Here is a 19,980-nt window from a genome sequence, read left to right on the forward strand (position 1 = left end):
ACGCGGGTCGGGCGGGCCGGGCCCGTCAGACCATGGTCAGGATCATCGCCGGATTCCTGAGGATGGTACCGACGTCCGCGAGGAAGCGTGAGCCCTGCTCGCCGTCCACGAGCCGGTGGTCGAAGGACAGGCTGAGTGTCATCACGGACCGGAGGGCGATCTCACCCCGGTACTCCCACGGCATGCTGCGGACGGCGCCCATCGCGAGGATCGCCGCCTCCCCCGGATTGAGGATCGGCGTGCCGGCGTCGATGCCGAAGACACCGACGTTCGTGATGGAGATCGTGCCGCCGGCGAGATCGGCCGGCGGCGTCCTGCCTGCCCGGGCGGTCTCGGCCAGCGTGCCCAGCGCCTGCGCGAGGTCCTTCAGGGTGAGCGCCTGCGCGGCCTTGATGTTCGGCACGAGCAGTCCGCGCGGTGTCGCGGCGGCGATCCCCAGGTTGACGTCCGCGTACTGCACGATCTCCTGCGCCGGCTCGTCCCACGACGAGTTGAGGGTCGGGTTGCGGGCGATCGCGATGCACACCGCCTTCGACACGACGGTCAGCGGTGTGACCCGGGTGCCCTCGAAGGCGCGGCTCGCCTTGAGCTCCGCGAGCAGCTCCATGGTCGGCGTGACGTCGATGGTCAGGAACTCGGTCGCGTGCGGGGCCGAGAACGCACTGGCCACCATGGCCGCGGCCGTGTGCTTCCGCATGCCGCGGATCGGCGTGCGGGTCTCCCCTGCCGCCGACCGCACCGCCTGGGGGAGAGGCTCCGGCGAGGCCGTCGACGCGCCCCCCGGGCGTCCCGTGGTGCCCGCGAGCGCGGCCAGCACGTCCGCCCGGGTGATGAGAGCGCCGGGACCGGTACCCGTGAGGCTGTCGAGGGTGATGCCGAGGTCGCGTGCCAGCTTGCGCACGGGCGGTGTCGAGCGGGGTCGCTCACCATGCGGCTGGGCTGCCACCGGCGCTGGGGGCGCTGCTGCGGGCTGCCGTGTTGCCGGAGCGCCTGCCGCCGGGAGCACGCGGCTGCGCCGCTGCGGTCGCCCGCCCTTCTCGACGGCGGCTCCGTACCCCACGAGGTTCGGCTCCCGTTTGGCGGGCACCGGCTCGTCGGCGGCCGACGGCGTGGCCGGGGCGTCGGCGTCGGACCCCGGGGGGCCCGCCACCTCGAACGAGACGATCGGCGCGCCGACGTCGACGACGGTCCCGACCGCCTCGTGCAGTCGCACCACCACGCCGGCGTAGGGCGACGGCAGTTCGACGACCGCCTTCGCGGTCTCGACGTCGGCGATGATCTGGTTCAGTTCCACGGTGTCGCCCTCGGCGATGTGCCACTGGACGATCTCCGACTCCGTCAGCCCCTCCCCCAGGTCCGGCAGGCGGAACTCGCGGATCCTGGTGTTCGTCCTCGATACGGTCACGGTCACTGTCCTGCTCCCTGGCTGCTGTCCGGGCGGTCGAGTCCGCTGAGGGAGTTCGGCCGGCGCAGGACGCGGTCCACCCCGTCGAGGATCCGGTCGAGGTCCGGCAGATAGTGGAACTCGAGTTTCGAGGAGGGGTACGGGATGTCGAAACCCGTGACGCGCACCGGGGCGTGCTCCAGGAAGTCGAAGCACCGCTCCGTGATGCTCGCGGCGATCTCCGCCCCGAGTCCGCCGGACTGCGCGGCCTCGTGCGTGACCACGAGCCGGCCCGTCTTGCGTACCGAGGCCTCGACCGTGGCGAAGTCGATCGGCGCGAGCGAGCGCAGGTCGATCACCTCGATCGAGATGCCGTCGTCGGACGCCGCGACGGCGGCATCGCGGGCGGTCGGGACCAGCGGCCCGTAGGTCACGAGCGTGACGTCGGTACCCTCCGTGACCACACGCGCGGCACCCATGTCCGAGGCCGCCGGGTCGACGCCCTCGTCCACCTCGCCCTTGACGTGGTAGCGCCGCTTCGGCTCGAAGTACAGGACGGGATCGTCGCTGGCGATGGCCTGCTGGATCATCGTGTAGGCGTCCTGCGGGTTGGAGACGCTGACGACCCGCAGGCCGGACGTGTGCGTGAAGTAGGCCTCGGGGGACTCCGAGTGGTGCTCCGGGGACCCGATGCCGCCACCGAAGGGCACGCGGACGGTGATCGGCATCGTCACGGCGCCCTGCGTGCGGTAGTGCAGCTTGGCCACCTGGCACACGATCTGGTCGAACGCCGGGTAGATGAAGCCGTCGAACTGGATCTCGACGACCGGCCGGTACCCGCGGTACGCCATGCCGACGGCCGTGCCCATGATGCCGGCCTCGGCGAGCGGGCTGTCCATGACGCGGTGCGGACCGAAGTCCTTCTGCAGCCCGTCGGTGATCCGGAAGACTCCCCCGAGCTTGCCGATGTCCTCCCCCATGAGGATCACCTTGGGATCGTCGTCCATGGCGCGGCGGAGACCGGCGGTGATCGCGCGGCCGAAGGTCATGGTGGACATCAGCGGGGTCCTTCCTGGGGTGCCTGCGTGAAGGAGGCGAGGTAGCGCTCGTAGTGGTCCTGCTGGCGGTCCAGCCAGGAGTTCGGCGTGCTGTACACGTGCCTGAACACGTCCGACGGCGCGGGCTCGGGCATCGACAGGCAGCCCTCCCGCAGTTCGGCGGCCACGGCGTCGGCCGTGGCCTTCACGGAGTCCGTGTACCCGGCGTCCAGCAGGCCGAGGGAATCGAGCTGGGTTGCGAGCCGGGCCAGCGGATCGCGCGCCGCCCAGTCCTCGAGCTCGTTGGCGTCCCGGTAGCGCGTGGGATCGTCCGCCGTCGTGTGCGGGCCCATGCGGTAGGTGACCGCCTCGATGAAGGTGGGTCCGCCGCCGGAGCGGGCGCGGGCGAGGGCCTCCCGGGTGACCGCGAGGCACGCCAGGACGTCGTTGCCGTCCACGCGCACCGAGGGGATGCCGAAGCCGGGCGCCCTGCGCGCGATGGGCACGTGCGCCTGCAGCCCCACGGGCTCGGAGATGGCCCAGTGGTTGTTCTGGCAGAAGAAGATGACCGGCGCCTGGTAGCTGGCGGCGAAGACCATCGCCTCGTTGACGTCGCCCTGGCTCGTGGCGCCGTCGCCGAAGTAGGCGACGGCCACGGAGTCGGCGCCGTCGTTGATGATGCCCATCGCGTACCCGGTGGCATGGAGGGTCTGCGCCCCGATGATCACCTGCGGGGTGGCCATGTTGATCGTGTAGGGATCCCAGCCCGAGGACGCGTTGCCCCGCCAGACCCGCAGGATGTCGGTGAGGTCCACTCCCCGGCAGTAGGCGACGGCGTTCTCCCGGTAGCTGGAGAACACGAAGTCGTCGGAGCGCAGGGCGCGCCCGGAACCGATCTGCGCCGCTTCCTGTCCCAGCAGCGGCGGCCAGAGGGCGAGCTCGCCCTGGCGCTGGAGCGCGGTGGCCTCGGCGTCGATGCGCCGTACCACCACCATGTCCTCGTAGAGCTTCTGCAGCGCGGCGCCGTCGACGTCGGCGACGAGCGCATCGTAGTGCGCGTGCGGGTGCCGGACGCCGTGATGGTCGATGAGCTGGACGAGGTCGTCCGCCCCCGCACGGGCGGGGCCGGGAAGCACCGTCCCGCTCGCTGGTCCGGCGTCGTCGATCTCGCCGGTGGATCCCGGTCCTGGCCGGGTGCCGTCCTGGGCCATTGCACGCAACCTTCGCATTCGCAGAGGACCCTCCGCCGGCGGTCCGCACGGCTGGAAGGGCTCCGGGCGCCTTTGCCGGGAGTGGTTGTGACCCTACTCACACCGCACAGGCGGCACAACCGTAATGCGTTCCACTGAGCAGAGTGCCCGGTCGGGGCCCCGGGGGCCGTGTTAGCGTTGCGCACTATGCAACCCCTCGACCTCACCGACACACGCCTGCTGCAGGCCCTGGCGAAGGACCCTCGGCGCACCGTCGTCGCCCTCGCCCAGAAGCTCGGCCTCTCCCGGAACACGGTCCAGGCGAGGATGGCGCAGCTCGAGAAGAAGGGGGTCTTCCTCTCCTTCGAACGGCGCATCAGCACCGCGTCCCTGGGCTACCCGCTGACCGCCTTCATCCACGTCCATGTGCAGCAGCAGAAACTGGCGGCGATCACGCACAGCATCGCCGCGGTGCCCGAGGTCATCGAGGCCTTCGGCCTGACCGGGCAGGCCGATATCCTGGTGCGCGTGGTCGCCGTCGACGCCGAGGACCTCTTCCGGATCAACGGCAAGATCCTCAGCTGCGACGGCGTGGAGCGCTGCGACACCTCCCTGGCCATGGGCGAGCTCATCCCCTTCCGGGTCGAGCCGCTGCTGGACCGCGGCCCGCGACCCGCCTCCTGACCGTCACCCCCGGAACGGACGAGGCCGCCCCACCATGCGGTGGGGCGGCCTCGTCCGTGCTCGGGTGGACGGGTCAGTGGTCGGTGGCCTTCTCGGCACCGACACCGGTCAGCGAGCGCACCTCCATCTCGGCCTGCTTCATCGGGTCCTCCGGGGTGCGGGAGAGCGTGGTGCCCAGCCAGCCCAGGAAGAACGCCAGCGGGATCGAGACGATGCCGGGGTTGCTGAGCGGGAACACCGAGAAGTCGGCACCCTGGATCATCGACTTCTCGCCGCCGGAGACGACCGGCGAGAGCGCGATCAGCAGGATCGCCGAGCCGAGGCCGCCGTACATGCTCCAGACCGCGCCCTGGGTGTTGAACTTCTTCCAGAACAGCGAGTAGAGGATGGTCGGCAGGTTGGCGCTGGCCGCCACGGCGAAGGCGAGCGCCACGAGGAACGCCACGTTCTGCCCCTGCGCGCCGATGCCGCCCAGGATGGACAGCAGGCCGATCACGACGACGGTGCGGCGGGCCACCTTGACCTCGCCGTCCGGGTTGACCTTGCCCTTGCGGATGACGCTCGCGTAGATGTCGTGGGCGAAGGAGGCCGCTGCCGTGATCGTCAGGCCCGCGACGACCGCGAGGATCGTGGCGAAGGCGACGGCGGAGATGAGGCCCAGGAGGATCGACCCTCCGAGTTCGTAGGCCAGCAGCGGGGCCGCCGAGTTCACGCCGCCCGGGGCGGCGATGATGCGCTCCGAACCGATCAGCGCGCTGGCACCGTAGCCGAGCACGAGCGTGAAGAGGTAGAAGGCGCCGATGAGCCAGATGGCCCAGACCACGGACCGGCGGGCCTCCTTCGCCGTCGGGACGGTGTAGAAGCGCATGAGCACGTGCGGCAGGGCCGCGGTGCCGAGCACGAGCGCGAGCGCCAGCGAGAGGAAGTCGAGACGCGTGAGGGCACTGATGCCGTACTGCAGGCCGGGGCTCGTGATCGCCGCGTTGCCGGAGGTCTCGATCGCCGCGCCCAGCAGCGTGGAGAGGTTGAAGTTGTGCAGGGCCAGGACCCAGATGGTCATGATGAACGCGCCGGCGATCAGCAGGCAGGCCTTGATGATCTGCACCCAGGTGGTGCCCTTCATGCCGCCGATCAGCACGTACATGATCATGAGCACGCCGACGACGGTGATGACCAGGGACTGGCCGAGGCGGTCGTCGATGCCGAGCAGGAGCGAGACGAGCCCGCCGGCGCCCGCCATCTGCGCGAGGAGGTAGAAGAAGCAGACGGCCAGCGTGGTGATGGCCGCCGCGATGCGGACGGGACGCTGCTTCAGGCGGAAGGACAGCACGTCCGCCATCGTGAACTTGCCCGTGTTGCGGAGCAGTTCCGCGACCAGGAGCAGCGCTACGAGCCACGCGACGAGGAACCCGATCGAGTACAGGAACCCGTCGTAGCCGTTGATGGCGATCGCGCCGACGATGCCGAGGAACGACGCCGCCGAGAGGTAGTCGCCCGCGATGGCGGTGCCGTTCTGCCCGCCGGTGAACGACCGTCCGGCCGCGTAGTAGTCGGCCGCCGTCTTGTTGTTGCGGCTCGCCCTGAGCACGATCACCAGGGTGATCGCGACGAACAGGCCGAAGATGCTGATGTTGAGCAGCGGCGAGCCGACCGTCGTCGTCTCGGCGGTCTGGAGCGGCACGCGCACGCCCGCACTCATGAGAGGGATCATTTCTTTCCGCCTGACGGGTCGATGAACGCTTCGGGCGCCGCTTCCTCGAGCTCATGCCGCAGCTTCGCGGCGATCGGGTCGAGGCGCCGGTTGGCGTAGCTGACGTACCACATGGTGATGACGAAGGTGCTGACGAACTGCAGCAGCCCGAGGATGATGCCGATGTTGATGTTGCCGGCCACCGGCGTGGCCATGAAGTCGTGCGCGTAGGCGGCCAGCAGCACGTAGGCGAAGTACCAGAGCAGGAAGAACACTGCCATGGGGAAGACGAAACTGCGGTGGCGCTTGCGCAGTTCCCTGAACTGCTCGGTCTGCTGGACTTCGGTGAAGTCGACGGCAGGACCGGAGCCGGGATCCGGCTCTCCTGGGTGCGAGCCCATGGTTCCTCCTTCTTGGTCGGGAGTCACTCCAGCCGCGAGGGCGGCACCGTCGCAACGCAGGAAGGCACGTCGGTGTGACTCCCATCACTGTGCTGGACGGTGGCGGAGCGCACCAGCCGGACACGGGCGTCCGTCGCCGAGCGCGCCGGTAGGTGCGGTGAACGGTCACCGGACGCGGTGAACGGGAGGTCCGGGCGGCTAGTCTGGAGCAATGTTCAGCGCCGCCGTCGACACCGCCCTGGTGTGCGCCGTCGTCGTCATCACCCTCGCGGTCGTCGCCTCGCTCGGCTTCCGCCTGTCGCGCTCGTACCGGGACCTCGGGTCCGACGCCGACCGCGCCACCTACGCCACGCTCCACACCGCATCCCTCGCCTCCGAGCACCTGCGCGAGGGCCTCACGCCGTCGGGGGCCTCGAAGGCGAGCCGGTACCTGCACGGACTCCTGCGGTGCGACGTGCTCATGATCAGCGACGACGCCGGGGTGCTCGCCTGGGACGGCGGGCGCGGGACGCCGCCGGACGTGATGCCCCTGGTCCGGCAGGTCCTCGAGAGCGGCCGCACCCAGATCTTCCGCCGCCAGCGCCTCGACGCCGCGGGACTGGCGGAGCCCGGCGAGCTGGTGCTCTCCCCCATCCGTGTGGACGACCGCGTGGTCGGCACGGTCGGGGCCGTGGCGGGCGACGTCAACGCCGGCCTCGTCCGGGCCACGAACGAGCTCGCGGGGTGGGTGTCCACGCAGGTGGAACTCGCCGAGCTGGACTACTCGCGCCGGCTCCTCGCGGAGGCCGAGGTGCGTGCCCTCCGGGCGCAGATCAGCCCGCATTTCATCTACAACTCGCTGAATGCGATCGCGTCCTTCATCAACACCGACCCGCAGCGCGCCCGCGACCTCGTGGTCGAGTTCGCGGACTTCACGCGCTACTCGTTCCGCCGCCACGGCGACTTCACGACCGTGGCGGAGGAACTGCGCAGCATCGACCGCTACCTCCTGCTGGAACGCGCCCGGTTCGGCGACCGGCTCAAGGTCAGCCTCGAGATCGGCCCCGAGGTCCTCAGTACCGTCATCCCGTTCCTCAGCCTCCAGCCGCTCGTCGAGAACGCGGTGCGCCACGGCCTCGATTCGAAGGACGGCATCGGGAACATCACGATCACCGCGCACGACGTCGGCCCCTTCGCCGAGGTGACCATCGAGGACGACGGCGTGGGGATCGAGCCCGAGCACCTCCGGTCCGTGCTGGCCGGGCACACGGAGGACGTGCACGTGGGCCTGCGCAACGTCGACTCCCGCCTGCGCCAGGTGTACGGCGACGACCACGGCCTGATCATCGATACCGCGCCCGGCGCCGGCACGCTCATCACGATGCGCGTGCCCAAGTCGCAGCCCGACCACCGGGCGTGAGGCGCGTAATCTAGGACGCATGCTCACTGTGGTCGTCGTCGACGATGAACTCCCCGCTGTCGAGGAACTGGCGTTCCTGCTCGGGCAGGACGCACGCGTCGGGACCATCCACCGCGCCTCGAGCGGTGCGGAGGCCCTGAGTGCCCTCGAACAGTACAGCGTCGACGCCCTGTTCCTCGACATCCACATGCCGTCCCTCTCCGGGCTGGACATCGCCCGGGTGATCTCCCGCTTCAGCCGTCCGCCCGCCGTCGTGTTCGTCACCGCCGACGAGGACCGCGCCCTGGAGGCCTTCGAACTGCGCGCGATCGACTACCTCCTGAAGCCGGTGCGCACCGAACGCCTCGCGGAGTCCGTCCGCCGGGTGTGCGAGCTGATGGAGGGCTCGACGCCGGCGCCGGAGGTCATCACCGTGGACCAGGGCGGCGTCAGCCGCATGATCAGGCGCGACGACGTGCGCTACGTCCAGGCGCAGGGCGATTACGCGCGCCTGCACACGTCCGAGGCGAGCTACCTCATCCGGATCCCGCTCAACGACCTCGAGCGCCAGTGGGCCGAGGCGGGGTTCCTGCGGACGCACCGCTCCTACCTCGTGGCGATGGACCAGGTCCGCAAGGTCCGGATCAGCGCAGGCCGCGCGAGCCTGTTCGTCGGCGACGCCGAGCTGCCGGTCAGCCGCCGGCACCTCCCCGACGTCCGCGAGAAGCTCGAGGCCACCCGACTCCGGCCGGGCCAGTGATCCCCGTAGGCCCCCGATGACCCAGGAGCAGTCCGGGCCACCCCGCCGCGTCCGGGTGACCGCCCCGAGGACGGCCGCCCGCGCGACGGGTGCCTCCTTCCCCGTGGCCCGCGAGATGGCCGAGCAGTCCGAGCTGGGCCAGCTGTTCGTCGCCTCCCTGATCCGGTCGCAGCTGCGCCTCGCCCTCGTGGTGGCGGGCGGCTTCCTGGTGATCCTGATGGGCATCCCGGTGCTGCTCGCGGTGTTCCCGAACATCGATGCCGTGACCGTCCTGACAGTCCCTGTCCCCTGGCTGATCCTCGGGCTCGGGGTCTACCCGCTCGTCATCGGCTGCGCGGTCCTCTATGTGCGCAGCGCCTCCCGCAACGAGCGGCGCTTCCAGGACCTCGTCGACGATGACTGACGCGCTCGACGCCGGCAGCCTGCACCTGAGCCCTGCGGTCGGCTACACGGCGCTGCTCCTCGTGGCCCTCAGCACCCTGCTCATCGGCATCTACGGCCTGCGGATCTCCCGGACCACGCGGGATTTCTACGTCGCGTCCCGGACGGTCCGCCCCTGGTGGAACGCATCCGCGATCGGCGGCGAATACCTGTCCGCCGCGAGCTTCCTCGGCGTCGCCGGGCTCATCCTCATCTCCGGGGTGGACGCCCTCTGGTTCCCGATCGGGTACACCGCCGGCTACCTGATGCTGCTGCTGTTCGTCGCCGCTCCCCTGCGCCGCTCGGGCGCCTACACCATCCCCGACTTCGCGCAGGCGCGGCTGGACTCGCTGATGGTGCGCCGCGTGACGAGCATGCTCGTCATCGTGGTCGGCTGGCTGTACATCGTCCCGCAGCTCCACGGCGCCGCCCTGACGGTGCAGATCACCACGGGCCTGCCGTCATGGGTGGGGCCGCTCGCGGTCGTCGTGGTGGTGTGCCTGAGCGTGGTCACGGGTGGCATGCGCTCCATCACGTTCGTCCAGGCCTTCCAGTACTGGTTGAAACTGACGGCCCTCGCCGTCCCGGCGGCCTTCATCCTGTTCCGCCTGGGCGCCGACGGGGCCTCCGTCACGGCGGGCGGCAGCGCGTTCACCGCGGACCTGAACACGACGGCGCACGCGTCCCTGTACGGCACGATCTCGCTCGTCATCGCGCTCCTGTTCGGCACCCTCGGGCTCCCGCACGTGCTGGTGCGCTTCTACACGAACCCGGACGGGGCGTCCGCGCGACGGACTACCGTGCTCGTGCTCGGGCTGCTCTCGGTCTTCTACCTGTTCCCTACCGTGTACGGGATCCTCGGGCGCATCCACACCCCGGAGCTCGCGGCGGGAGGCGCCGCGGACGCGACGGTCCTGCTGCTCCCGGGGCGCATCTTCGACGGCGCGACCGGCGACCTGCTCTCCGCCCTGGTGACCGCGGGCGCCTTCGCCGCGTTCCTGTCCACGACGAGCGGCCTCGTGGTGTCGCTCGCCGGGGTGATCAGCCAGGAGTTCTTCCAGGGCAGCGTGACGGGCTTCCGTCGGGCCGCCCTGCTGTCCACGATCGTCCCCCTGGTGATCGCCCTCCTGACGGACACCCTCGCGCTGGCCGGCAGCGTAGGGTCCGTGTTCGCGTTCACCGCGTCCACCATCTGCCCGCTGCTGCTGCTGGGGATCTGGTGGCGGGGGCTCACGGACGCCGGAGCGATCGCTGGGATGCTCGTCGGCGCGATCCTGTGCGGCGGGGCGATCGCCGCCACGGCGGTGCTGGGACCCGGGACGGAGGACCGCTGGATATGGCTCGGCCAGCCGGCCCTGTGGACCGTGCCGGCAGCGTTCCTCACCATGGTGCTCGTGTCGCGGGCGACGGCGGGACGGCGGCCGGCGACGGCGTCGCGGGTCCTCGCGCGCCTCCACACGCCCGAGGCGCGCTAGGTCAGTCGATCCCCGCCATCAGTTCGATGACGCGGTCCAGGAAGGCGTCCACCTGGTTCTCCTCGTAGCCGTCCGCTCCCCTGGCCTCGCGGAACACGGCACGGCGGACGACATCGACGCTCATCGGGGCGTGGTTCTCGAGGTACTCGAGGAGTTCGTCGCACAAGCGGTCGACGTCCTCGATGTTGTAGCTCGGGCTGCCCTGTTTCGTGGGCCTGCGGAACCGCTCGCCTGCCGGCCGGTGCAGCCTGCGGCGGAGCACGGCGGCGGCGCGGCCGATCTTCCGCAGCCAGGCGTCCTCCCCCTCGGTCCTGATCAGGTGTTCCCGTTCCCGCTGCGCGAACACGTCCTCCAGCCGGTCCAGCGCGGCGTCGACGGTCTGCGGCTCGTAGCCGCCGCGGGCCGGGTCGAAGGCCATGGCCCGGACGTCGCTGCTCGTGATGGCGTCCGTGTCCGGGTCCTCGGCGTCGTAGGAGCCGCGCGCCCTGGTCAGGAAGCGGTCGACCTGGCGGGTGTTGTAGCCGAGCTCCCGGCGTCCGACGCGTGCGAACGGGGTGCTGCCCGGGCGAGCGAGGTCCATGGGTGATCCTTCCGCCTAGACCATCGAGTGACAGTTCAGGAGCCCGCGGGCCCCGGGATTCCGCCGCAGATCTGCGGTCAGAGCAATCCCGGTACCAATGTAGCGGACAGCAGATACGCCACCGGGGACGCCAGGACGATCGAATCGAGGCGGTCCATCACGCCGCCGTGGCCGGGGAGGATGGTGCCCATGTCCTTGACGCCGAGTTCCCGCTTGATCATCGATTCGGCGAAGTCTCCGGCGGTGGCCGAGGCGACGACGGCGATGGCGAGGGCCAGGCCGATCCACAGCGGCTGGCCGAGCAGGAGTACCGCGCAGAACCCGCCGATGATCAGCGCCCCACCGATCGAGCCGCCGAAGCCCTCCCATGATTTCTTGGGGCTGATCTTCGGAGCCATGGGGTGCTTCCCGAAGAACGCGCCGATCAGGTACCCGAAGGTGTCGTTCGCGACCACGAGCAGCAGGAGCGTGGCGATGATGAGGTAGCCTCCCTCGACGCGCATCAGCAGCATCGCGAAGCTCATCATGAACGGCACCCAGAGCAGCGTGAACGTGCCGGCCATGAGGCTCTTCGCGGCATCCGGTGCGGGGTCGAGCGAGCGCCAGAGGAAGATGCCGACGACGGCGGCGACGGTCGCCGCCGCGAGGCCCTCGGGTCCGCCGAAGTAGGCGGAGAACGGGAGCACGAGCGTGCCCGCCATGGTGGGCACGATCGGCACGCGGATACGGCGCAGGCCCAGCGCCCGGGAGATCTCCCAGACGCCGACCGCGGCGAACAGCGTGACGATGCCCCCGAAGACGACCGGGAAGAAGAGCAGGCCCACCAGGACCGGGATGAGGAGGCCGGCCCCGACGCCGATCGCGGCGGGGAGGTTGCGGCCGGCACGCGACGGGGCACCCGGTTCCCGCGCGGGACGTCGCCGCTTCGGCATCCGGAACCCCGACGTCCCTTCCGCGCGCCGTGACCGGCGGGACCCGGGGGCGGCGACGCCGGAGGTGGCACCTGCGCCGGTCGCTGTCCCGGTGTCGGGCTTCGGGACACGCCCGAGGCCCGCACCGGGGGGATTGTGATCTGCCATCAGACCTCGAGCAGCTCCGTTTCCTTGCGCTTCAGGAGCTCGTCGATGAGGTCCACGCGTGCCTTGGTCATCGCGTCGAGTTCCTTCTCCGCGCGCGACCCCTCGTCCTCACCGGCGTCGCCGTCCTTGACGGCCTTGTCGATGCCGTCCTTCGCCTTGCGGCGGACGTTGCGGATGGAGATCTTGGCGTCCTCGGCCTTGGTCTTCACCAGCTTCACGTACTCCTTGCGGCGCTCCTGCGTCAGCTCGGGCAGGACCACCCGGATCACGTTGCCGTCGTTGGACGGGTTCGCGCCGAGGTCGGAGTCGCGCAGCGCACGCTCGATGTCGTTGAGGGAGGCGCGGTCGAACGGGGTGATGAGCAGGGTGCGCGCCTCCGGGTTCTGGAAGGACGCCAGCTGCTGCAGCGGGGTGGGGGCGCCGTAGTACATGACCACCACCTTGGAGAACAGGGAGGCGTTCGCGCGGCCGGTGCGGACCGTCGCGAAGTCCTCCTTTGCGACCTCCACGGCCTTGTCCATCTTGTCGGTGGCTTCCAGCAAGGTCTCTTCGATCACAATGTCTCCTTCGCTCTGCAGTCGGCTGCACGGCAACCGTTCCAGTGGTCAATCCTAGTTCAACGGCGCGCCGCACCCGGGCGCGGTCCCGCGGGGTCGCCTTCCCCGCCCCGGAGGCTAGGTGGTGACGAGGGTGCCGAGCTTCTCGCCCCGGATGGCGCGCGTGACGTTGCCCTCCCCCTGCATCCCGAAGACCACCATCGTCAGGTCGTTGTCCTTGCACATGGTCATGGCCGTCTGGTCCATCACGCGGATGTCCCGGCGCAGGGCCTCGTCGTAGGACAGCGTGTCGAGCTTCTCCGCCGTGGGATCCTTGTGCGGATCGGCGGTGTAGACGCCGTCCACGCCGCTCTTCGCCATGAGGACCTCGTCCGCGTGCACTTCGAGGGCGCGCTGCGCTGCGACGGTGTCGGTGGAGAAGTAGGGCAGGCCGGCGCCCGCACCGAAGATGACCACGCGGCCCTTCTCGAGGTGGCGGATGGCGCGCCGGGGGATGTACGCCTCGGCCACCTGGCCCATGGTGATGGCACTCTGTACGCGCGTCTCGACGCCGGCCTGCTCGAGGAAGTCCTGCAGGGCGAGGCAGTTCATGACCGTGCCGAGCATGCCCATGTAGTCGGCGCGGGAGCGGTCCATGCCGCTCTGTGACAGTTCGGCGCCGCGGAAGAAGTTGCCGCCGCCGACCACGATCGCCACCTCGACGTCGCCGACGGTGGCGGCGATCTGCTCGGCGATGGAGCGGACGGTATCGGGGTCGACGCCCAGCTTGCCGCCGCCGAAGACCTCACCGGAGAGTTTGAGCAGGACCCGGCGCCGCCCCGAGGGACCACCCGTCGGAGCAGTGGAAGTGGTGTCCATGAAATGCCTCCCGGGCATAGTGCTGGGCCGGTCCTGGTCGGACGGCCGATGATGCGGATGGGATGTTGCCGGACCCGTTACAGGATACGGCGCGCGTCCCGGGCGCAGGAAAGGGCGGCCACCTCGAGGGGTGGCCGCCCTTCACCTTCGTGCTGTCGACCGGGCCGGAGGGATCAGGCTCCGACGCGGAACCGTGCGAAGGCCGTGGCCTTGGCGTCGGCCTCGGTGAGGACCGCGGCGACGGACTTCTTCGCATCCTTGGCGAATGCCTGGTCGACCAGGACACCCTCCTTGAAGAAGCCGGTGAGGCGCCCTTCGACGATCTTCGTGAGGGCCTGCTCGGGCTTGCCCTCGGCGCGGGCCGTCTCGTCGGCGATGCGGCGCTCCGACTCGACGAGCTCGGCAGGGACGTCCTCGCGCGTCAGGTAGGTGGGCGCATACGCGGCGATGTGGACCGCCACGTCGTGCGCTGTCGTGACGGCGGCGTCGCCCGAGCCCTCGACGGCGAAGAGCACGCCGACCTGGGCGGGGAGGTCCTTGGACGTCTTGTGCAGGTAGGCATCGACGATCTGGCCTTCGACGCGGGCCATGCGGCGGATGTCGACCTTCTCGCCGAGCAGCGCACCGGCTTCGATGACGTGCTCGGAGACGGGCTTGCCGTCCAGCTCGAACGCGAGGAGGGTCTCGACGTCGGCGGCACCGGACTCGATGGCCGCACCGAGCACCTTGTTGGAGAAGTCGATGAAGGGGCCGGCCTTGGCGACGAAGTCGGTCTCGCAGTTGACCTCGACCATGACGCCGACGTTGCCCTCGACGCGAGCGGCGACGAGGCCCTCGGCGGTCGAACGGCCTTCGCGCTTCGTCGCGCCCTTGAGGCCCTTGATGCGGATCAGTTCCATGGCCTTGTCGGCGTCGCCGTTGGCTTCGTCGAGGGCCTTCTTGACGTCCATCATGCCTGCGCCCGTGCGCTCGCGCAGGGCCTTGATGTCAGCGGCAGTGAAATTTGCCATATGAACTCCTAAGTTGGGGTGGATCTAGGGAGAGCTTCCGTGGGCCGCGGCCCGCGGTGCGAGGGGTTCCGTCGGTGAACACCTGTGGAACATGCGTAAGGGGCGTGGTTTGACCCACACCCCTTAAGCATCGAGGACTACTTGTTGTCGCTGGCGGCTTCCGTGGCGGGAGCTACCGCTTCGGGGACTTCCTCGGCGATGGGAGCCTGCAGACCTGCGGGCGCCTCCTCGGCGGCGGGGACCTCGGCGGCTGCCTCGGGCGCGGCAACCTCGGCTGCAGCAGCTTCGGTCACCTCGGGGGCTGCGGCTTCGGTCGCCTCAGGCGCGGCAGCGGCGGCGTCCGAGTTGCCCTGGAGCAGTTCACGCTCCCACTCGGCCATGGGCTCGTCAGCAGCGGCTTCGTTGTTGCCCGAGCGGTTGTGGCGGGCCATGAGGCCTTCGGCCACGGCGTCGGCGACGACGCGCGTCAGCAGGTTGACGGCGCGGATGGCGTCGTCGTTGCCCGGGATCGGGAAGTCGACCTCGTCGGGATCGCAGTTGGTGTCGAGGATAGCGACGACGGGGATGTTGAGCTTCTTCGCCTCGTCGATGGCGAGGTGCTCCTTCTTGGTGTCGACGACCCACACGACCGAGGGCGCCTTGGTCAGGTTGCGGATACCACCGAGGTTGCTCTGGAGCTTGGTGAGCTCGCGCTTGAGGAGCAGGAGCTCCTTCTTGGTGTGGCCCGAACCGGCGACGTCGTCGAAGTCGATCTCTTCGAGTTCCTTCATGCGCTGGATGCGCTTGGAGACCGTCTGGAAGTTGGTGAGCATGCCGCCGAGCCAACGCTGGTTGACGTAGGGCTGGCCGACGCGCGTCGCCTGGTCGGCGATCGCTTCCTGTGCCTGCTTCTTGGTACCGACGAAGAGGACGGTTCCGCCGTGGGCGACGGTGGCCTTGACGAACTCGTAGGCACGGTCGATGTAGCCCAGCGACTGCTGGAGATCGATGATGTAGATGCCGTTGCGCTCGGTGAAGATGAAGCGCTTCATCTTCGGGTTCCAACGGCGGGTCTGGTGACCGAAGTGGACGCCGCTGTCGAGCAGCTGGCGCATGGTTACTACTGGCATGTCATGCCTTTCTTCAGCTTCGGCTCGGGCGCGGGGCGCCGCCTGAAGCTTGTTGACGGTTGTCTCAGTGCCGGCCGGGGTGGCCGGTACGTCCTGGTACCCGGTCGTCGGATGGACATGCCCTCCCTCACCGGACTGGTCCGGACCGCAGGGTGGGCACTTCGGCGCCATTCGTAGGCGCAGAATCACAGGCACGCGTAGTCAGCCTGAGGATTCCACGACCCATCGATGCCATGGGCAAACGGATGTGGGAGCAGCAGACTGCTGAAGCCAGTGTACTACAGCAGCGGTGTCGGATCAGGCCGACGACCGCCGTCGGGCGGCGCTCCCGGCGTCCGTCCAGGGGGTATACGCACCCCTCAGGACCACGCACCTCGGCTCCGGATGGACCCGGCTCACCGATGGACGATGTCCACATACGGACTTCGCGGCGTGCCGAGGACGGACAGGAGATCCACGCTGGGGCATGGCCAGTCTCCCTGATCCTCCAGTGCCCCGGTCCGGTCGCCGTCACGGGCAGTATCCCGGTCCCTGGCCGTACCCCGGTCGCTGGCGGCGTCCCGGTCCCTGGCCGTACCCCGGTCGCTGGCGGCGTCCCGGTCCCTGGCCGTACCCCGGGCGCAGGCGGCGTCCCGGTCCCGGGCGTCCTCCCGGTGCTCCTGACCGTGCCGCCCGCGCCCTGGCCGCAGCCCTCCTCGCAGGGCCGCTGTGGGTGGTGCCCGGAGGCGCTGCAGGCTTCCTGCCGGGAGGCGTACCGGGCACCGCCGCGATTGCCGCACCAGTCTCCGATCTCGCCCGTATCGCCCGTATCGCCGATGTCGCCGATGTCACCGATGTCACCGATGTCACCGATGTCACCGTCCGGCTCCCGCCCGGAGCCGGCCCCTTTCCGGGTCCCTCTGCTCGCGAGCGGCAAGGACACCGCGGTGTCCGCGAACGGTCGGCGCCGGCGCCGTTCGTGCCGGAGTGGTCCTGGCCTCTGGACCCGACGCCTCGGGTCCTGCGTCCGTTCGAGAAACCGGCGCAGGAATGGAGACGCGGGCACCGTGGCGTCGACCTGTCCGCCGGTGCCGGCGGGCCCGTCCAGGTGGTGAGTCCAGCGGACGGCGTCGTGTCCTTCGCCGGAACGGTGGTGGACCGAGGCGTCCTGTCGATCGATCACGGCGATGGTCGGATCAGCAGCTTCGAACCTGTCTCGACCGGTCTGTCCCGGGGCGAGGCCGTCGACAGAGGCCAGGTGGTGGCCGTGCTCGACGCCATCGGGGCCGGCCGATCCGCCGACGGGCCGGTTCGGGAGCACTGCGGTCAACCGTGCCTGCACTGGGGTGTCCGGGAGGATGGCGAGTATGTGGATCCGCTGTCGTTCGTGACGGATCGACGTCCGTCGGTGCTGCTTCCGCTCGGTGACCGCCTGCGGGACAGATGAGCCGGGCGCGCGAGCGGGCCGGGAGATCCGGACCGCCTGCGGGACAGAGGAGCCGGGCACAGGATCCGGGCGCCCGTCCGACCGCGGTCGGCCGACGTGCCTGGATACCGTGCCCGGCTCAGGGGTCCGGTTGCCGCGACCTAGACGAACGCGGCGATGCCCGTGATGGACCGGCCGACGACGAGGGTATTAATCTCCTGCGTGCCCTCGTAGGAGTAGATCGCCTCCGCGTCTGAGAAGATCTTCGCCATCTCGTAATCGACGACGATCCCGTTGCCTCCGAGGATGTTGCGTCCCGCTGCGACGCTCTCGCGCATGCGGGCCGTGGTGAACGCCTTGGCGAGGGCTGACTGCTCGTCCTTCGCCTTGCCGGCGTCCTCGAGCTGGGACAGGCGCACCATCATGCCCATGGAGCTCATCGCGTTGCCCAGGATCTGCACGAGCTGCTGCTGGACGAGCTGGAAGCTCGCGATCGGCCGCCCGAACTGCTCGCGCTCCACGGCGTACCGGCGGGCGACGTCGAAGGCGGCGAGCTGCTGGCCGACGGCCTGCCAGCCGACGGCGAGACGGGTGACCTTGAGGACCTTGTTCGTGTCGCGGAAGCTGTTGGCGCCTTTCAGGTGGAAGTCGTCGGAGACGACCACGTTGTCGAGGACGATGTCCGCGTTCTCGACGGTGCGGAGGGCGATCTTGTTCTCGATCTTCGTCGAGGTGAAGCCCGGGAGCGTGGTGTCCACCATGAAGCCCTTGACCTGGTTGTCCTCCAGGTCCCGGGCGTAGATGACCACCCAGTCGGAGAACGTGGCATTGCCGATCCACCGCTTGGCGCCGTTGAGTACCCACGACCCGCCGTCGCGGCGCGCCGTCGTGCGGGTGCCGCCGGCGACGTCGGAGCCGCCGAGAGGTTCGGTGAGGCCGAAGGCGCCGATCTTCTTCATCGCGTAGATGTCCGGCAGCCATTCCTCCTGCTGCTCCTTGGAGGCAAGGGCCTCGATGGAGCCGGTGAAGAGCCCGTCATGGACGCCCATGAAGGTGGCGAAGGAGGTGTCGGCACGAGTGAACTCGGCATGCATGATCCCCGCGAAGAGGTTGGAGTAGCCCTGGCGGTAGACCGGGCTCACCGCGTCCAGTTCGGCGATCCTCGGGATGAGGTCCTGGGGGAAGGCGCCCTTGTTCCACCAGTCGATGGCATTCGGGCGGACCTCGCGGGTGAGCCAGGTCCGGATCTCCTGCAGCCGGGCGCGCTCCTTGTCGGAGAGCAGCTCCTCGAAGGCGTAGAAGTCGCCGTCGGCGTACGGAAGGTTGTCGACGTCGATCGTTGTCTTGCTCATGGGATTCCTCTCACTCTGGTCATCGGCGACCAGCACTGTTCCTCGACCACGTGGAGTCATGTGCGGGCACAGTACGCGCCCACGCCTTTATGTTACCCGCCGGTAACTTAGGGCACCAGTGGAGCGGCGGGAGATTGCTGAAGGACCGGAGAGCGACGAATGCGCCACCCCTGCAGGGGCGGCGCATTCGTAGGGGTCGTCGTCGACCGGGTGCGTAGGGCTGCTGGGGCTTGAACCCAGGACAAACGGATTATGAGTCCGCTGCTCTAACCAGCTGAGCTACAGCCCCCAGGAGCACGGGGCCCTGGTGCGCCGCCGGCCGGGACAGTCGTCCCGGCACCGGACGCAGCCTTCATTGTATGCGGACGGCGAGATCCACTTCACGGGGGGTGGGTGCCTGTGAGGAGAGGGTCCCGTAGTACAGGCGCTCGAACGTCTCCAGCGTCGCATTGATGTCGTGCCTGCCGACCATCGACCGGCTCGCGGCGCCCATCTTCTGCTGCTCCTCCCGGGACAGGCTGAGGATCTCCGTGATGCGCCGGCCCAGCTCGTCGGCATCCCCGGGCTCGAACAGGTAGCCGTTCTCGCCGTCGGACACCAGATGCGGCAGCGCCATGGCGTTGGCGAGCAGCACGGGCGTCGACGCGGACATGGCCTCGAGGGTGACGAGCGACTGCAGTTCGGCAGTGCCCGGCTGGCAGAACAGGGAAGCCCGGATGTAGCTCCGGCGCAGCTCGTCGTCGTCGATCAGGCCGCGGAAGGAGACACGGTCGCGGATCCCGAGGCGGGAGGCCTGGGCCTGCAGGGCCGGCTTCACCTCACCGCCGCCGACGATCTCGAGGTGCACGTCCAGATGCTCGGGGGTCCAGGCGACGGCATCGATCAGCACGTCGATGTGCTTCTCCTCGGCGAGCCGGCCCACGAAGAGGACGGTCGGGTGGTCGTGGGGTTCGATCACCTCGCCCGGCTGGATCTCGTAGGCCGCGGCATCGATGCCGTTGGAGACGGGCAGCACCTCCCGCAGGAAGGCATGGTCGTGCATGGCCTTGGCGGCCAACGGCGTGGGGGTCGTGACGGCGGCGGCCTTGCCCATCACCCTGCCCATGTCCCTCCACGAGTTCTTCGCCACGATCTTCTTGAACCACTCGGGGAAGGGCAGGAAGGGACTGATGTTCTCCGGCATGAGATGGTTCGTGGCTACCACGCGGATGCCGCGCTTCACGGCTTCGTACAACGCGTACTGCCCCACCATGTAGTGGCACTGGATGTGGACGACGTCGGGCTGGACCTGATCGAAGAGCAGGCTGATGTCCCGCTTGATCTCCCAGGGGTAGCAGATCCGCCAGTAGTCGTGTGTGGGGACGCTGTGCGAGCGCAGGCGGTGGACCGACCAGTCGCCGCCCGGCTCGGTGAAGCTCCGACCGTTGGCTGCGCCCGGCGCGAGGACGTGGACCGCGTGGCCGCGTGCTGACATCCCCTTCGCCAGCCGGTAGCCGAACTGGGCCGCACCGTTCACGTTGGGCGGGTACGTGTCCGCGGCGATCAGGATGGTCAGGGGCTTGACATCAGCCGGGTAACTCACGGGGGGATCCCTACGTCGGTGTGGTGGAC

Annotated in this window: 19 protein-coding genes and 1 tRNA gene; 6 read left to right on the forward strand and 14 right to left on the reverse strand. The window is 69.4% G+C overall.

All coding sequences use genetic code 11. The features are described from left to right. Nucleotides 1-25: 25 nt before the first annotated feature. From IWX63_RS02805 to pdhA, 3 genes are read right to left on the reverse strand one after another with little or no spacing between them, the layout of a single operon-like run. Nucleotides 26-1,405 carry a dihydrolipoamide acetyltransferase family protein gene (locus tag IWX63_RS02805; protein ID WP_334685582.1) on the reverse strand — a complete coding sequence of 460 codons (1,380 nt, stop codon included), beginning with the start codon at nucleotides 1,403-1,405 and terminating at the stop codon, nucleotides 26-28. Nucleotides 1,406-1,407: 2 nt separating this feature from the next. Then, on the reverse strand, nucleotides 1,408-2,442 hold the full coding sequence (locus tag IWX63_RS02810; protein WP_199276636.1) for an alpha-ketoacid dehydrogenase subunit beta: 1,035 nt from the start codon (nucleotides 2,440-2,442) through the stop codon (nucleotides 1,408-1,410). Next, nucleotides 2,442-3,632, reverse strand: a complete 1,191-nt coding sequence (gene pdhA / locus IWX63_RS02815) for a pyruvate dehydrogenase (acetyl-transferring) E1 component subunit alpha (protein WP_334685583.1) — start codon at nucleotides 3,630-3,632, stop codon at nucleotides 2,442-2,444. The genes IWX63_RS02810 and pdhA overlap by 1 nt, the downstream gene beginning before the upstream one ends. A 186-nt stretch (nucleotides 3,633-3,818) precedes the next feature. Between pdhA and IWX63_RS02820 the strand changes: the two genes are divergently transcribed. Next, on the forward strand, nucleotides 3,819-4,295 hold the full coding sequence (locus IWX63_RS02820) for an Lrp/AsnC family transcriptional regulator (RefSeq protein ID WP_199276637.1): 477 nt from the start codon (nucleotides 3,819-3,821) through the stop codon (nucleotides 4,293-4,295). A 73-nt stretch (nucleotides 4,296-4,368) separates the two neighbouring features. On the opposite strand, the gene IWX63_RS02825 is transcribed toward IWX63_RS02820, so the two are convergent. Then, complete coding sequence (locus IWX63_RS02825) at nucleotides 4,369-5,994, reverse strand: solute symporter family protein (protein ID WP_334685584.1); 1,626 nt, start codon at nucleotides 5,992-5,994, stop codon at nucleotides 4,369-4,371. A gap of 8 nt (nucleotides 5,995-6,002) precedes the next feature. Further along, entirely contained in the window at nucleotides 6,003-6,386 is a 384-nt protein-coding gene (locus IWX63_RS02830) for a DUF485 domain-containing protein (protein WP_199276639.1), read from the reverse strand. Between the two features lie 211 nt (nucleotides 6,387-6,597). On the opposite strand from IWX63_RS02830, the gene IWX63_RS02835 reads away from it, so the two are divergent. From IWX63_RS02835 to IWX63_RS02850, 4 genes are read left to right on the forward strand one after another with little or no spacing between them, the layout of a single operon-like run. Next, nucleotides 6,598-7,785, forward strand: coding sequence for a histidine kinase (locus IWX63_RS02835; RefSeq protein WP_199276640.1), 1,188 nt, complete (start codon nucleotides 6,598-6,600; stop codon nucleotides 7,783-7,785). Between the two features lie 19 nt (nucleotides 7,786-7,804). Then, complete coding sequence (locus IWX63_RS02840) at nucleotides 7,805-8,524, forward strand: LytR/AlgR family response regulator transcription factor (RefSeq protein ID WP_199276641.1); 720 nt, start codon at nucleotides 7,805-7,807, stop codon at nucleotides 8,522-8,524. A 16-nt stretch (nucleotides 8,525-8,540) separates the two neighbouring features. Continuing rightward, nucleotides 8,541-8,927, forward strand: coding sequence for a hypothetical protein (locus IWX63_RS02845; RefSeq protein WP_199276642.1), 387 nt, complete (start codon nucleotides 8,541-8,543; stop codon nucleotides 8,925-8,927). Nucleotides 8,928-8,952: 25 nt separating this feature from the next. Then, nucleotides 8,953-10,419, forward strand: coding sequence for a sodium/solute symporter (locus IWX63_RS02850; RefSeq protein WP_199276920.1), 1,467 nt, complete (start codon nucleotides 8,953-8,955; stop codon nucleotides 10,417-10,419). Between the two features lies 1 nt (nucleotide 10,420). Here IWX63_RS02850 and IWX63_RS02855 read toward each other — a convergent pair whose 3' ends face one another. The 6 genes from IWX63_RS02855 to rpsB all read right to left on the reverse strand — a co-directional run bounded on the left by IWX63_RS02855 (nucleotide 10,421) and on the right by rpsB (nucleotide 15,612). Next, complete coding sequence (locus IWX63_RS02855; protein ID WP_199276643.1) at nucleotides 10,421-10,999, reverse strand: DivIVA domain-containing protein; 579 nt, start codon at nucleotides 10,997-10,999, stop codon at nucleotides 10,421-10,423. Between the two features lie 77 nt (nucleotides 11,000-11,076). Beyond that, entirely contained in the window at nucleotides 11,077-11,931 is an 855-nt protein-coding gene (locus tag IWX63_RS02860) for a phosphatidate cytidylyltransferase (RefSeq protein WP_199276921.1), read from the reverse strand. A 146-nt stretch (nucleotides 11,932-12,077) separates the two neighbouring features. After that, complete coding sequence (frr, locus tag IWX63_RS02865) at nucleotides 12,078-12,635, reverse strand: ribosome recycling factor (RefSeq protein WP_043447395.1); 558 nt, start codon at nucleotides 12,633-12,635, stop codon at nucleotides 12,078-12,080. Nucleotides 12,636-12,752: 117 nt separating this feature from the next. Beyond that, the gene (pyrH, locus tag IWX63_RS02870) at nucleotides 12,753-13,493 is read right to left on the reverse strand and encodes a UMP kinase (protein WP_199276644.1); all 741 of its coding nucleotides are present in this window, start codon (nucleotides 13,491-13,493) and stop codon (nucleotides 12,753-12,755) included. 173 nt (nucleotides 13,494-13,666) lie between these two features. Continuing rightward, a complete protein-coding gene (gene tsf, locus IWX63_RS02875) occupies nucleotides 13,667-14,503 on the reverse strand; it encodes a translation elongation factor Ts (RefSeq protein ID WP_199276645.1) in 837 nt (278 codons plus the stop codon). A 137-nt stretch (nucleotides 14,504-14,640) separates the two neighbouring features. Then, nucleotides 14,641-15,612 (reverse strand): 30S ribosomal protein S2, encoded by a 972-nt coding sequence (gene rpsB / locus IWX63_RS02880; RefSeq protein WP_199276646.1) that lies wholly within the window; start codon nucleotides 15,610-15,612, stop codon nucleotides 14,641-14,643. 466 nt (nucleotides 15,613-16,078) lie between these two features. Here rpsB and IWX63_RS02885 point away from each other — a divergent pair, with 466 nt between their 5' ends. Then, nucleotides 16,079-17,038 carry a M23 family metallopeptidase gene (locus tag IWX63_RS02885; protein WP_199276647.1) on the forward strand — a complete coding sequence of 320 codons (960 nt, stop codon included), beginning with the start codon at nucleotides 16,079-16,081 and terminating at the stop codon, nucleotides 17,036-17,038. Nucleotides 17,039-17,178: 140 nt separating this feature from the next. On the opposite strand, the gene IWX63_RS02890 is transcribed toward IWX63_RS02885, so the two are convergent. From IWX63_RS02890 to IWX63_RS02900, 3 genes are all read right to left on the reverse strand, one after another. Further along, complete coding sequence (locus IWX63_RS02890) at nucleotides 17,179-18,369, reverse strand: acyl-CoA dehydrogenase family protein (protein ID WP_199276648.1); 1,191 nt, start codon at nucleotides 18,367-18,369, stop codon at nucleotides 17,179-17,181. A 215-nt stretch (nucleotides 18,370-18,584) separates the two neighbouring features. After that, nucleotides 18,585-18,658 (reverse strand) — tRNA-Ile (locus tag IWX63_RS02895). 63 nt (nucleotides 18,659-18,721) lie between these two features. Next, complete coding sequence (locus tag IWX63_RS02900; protein ID WP_199276649.1) at nucleotides 18,722-19,951, reverse strand: glycosyltransferase; 1,230 nt, start codon at nucleotides 19,949-19,951, stop codon at nucleotides 18,722-18,724. Nucleotides 19,952-19,980 lie beyond the last annotated feature (29 nt).

Origin of the sequence: Arthrobacter sp. CAN_A2 (assembly GCF_015752045.1) — a bacterium.
GTDB lineage: Bacteria > Actinomycetota > Actinomycetes > Actinomycetales > Micrococcaceae > Arthrobacter_D.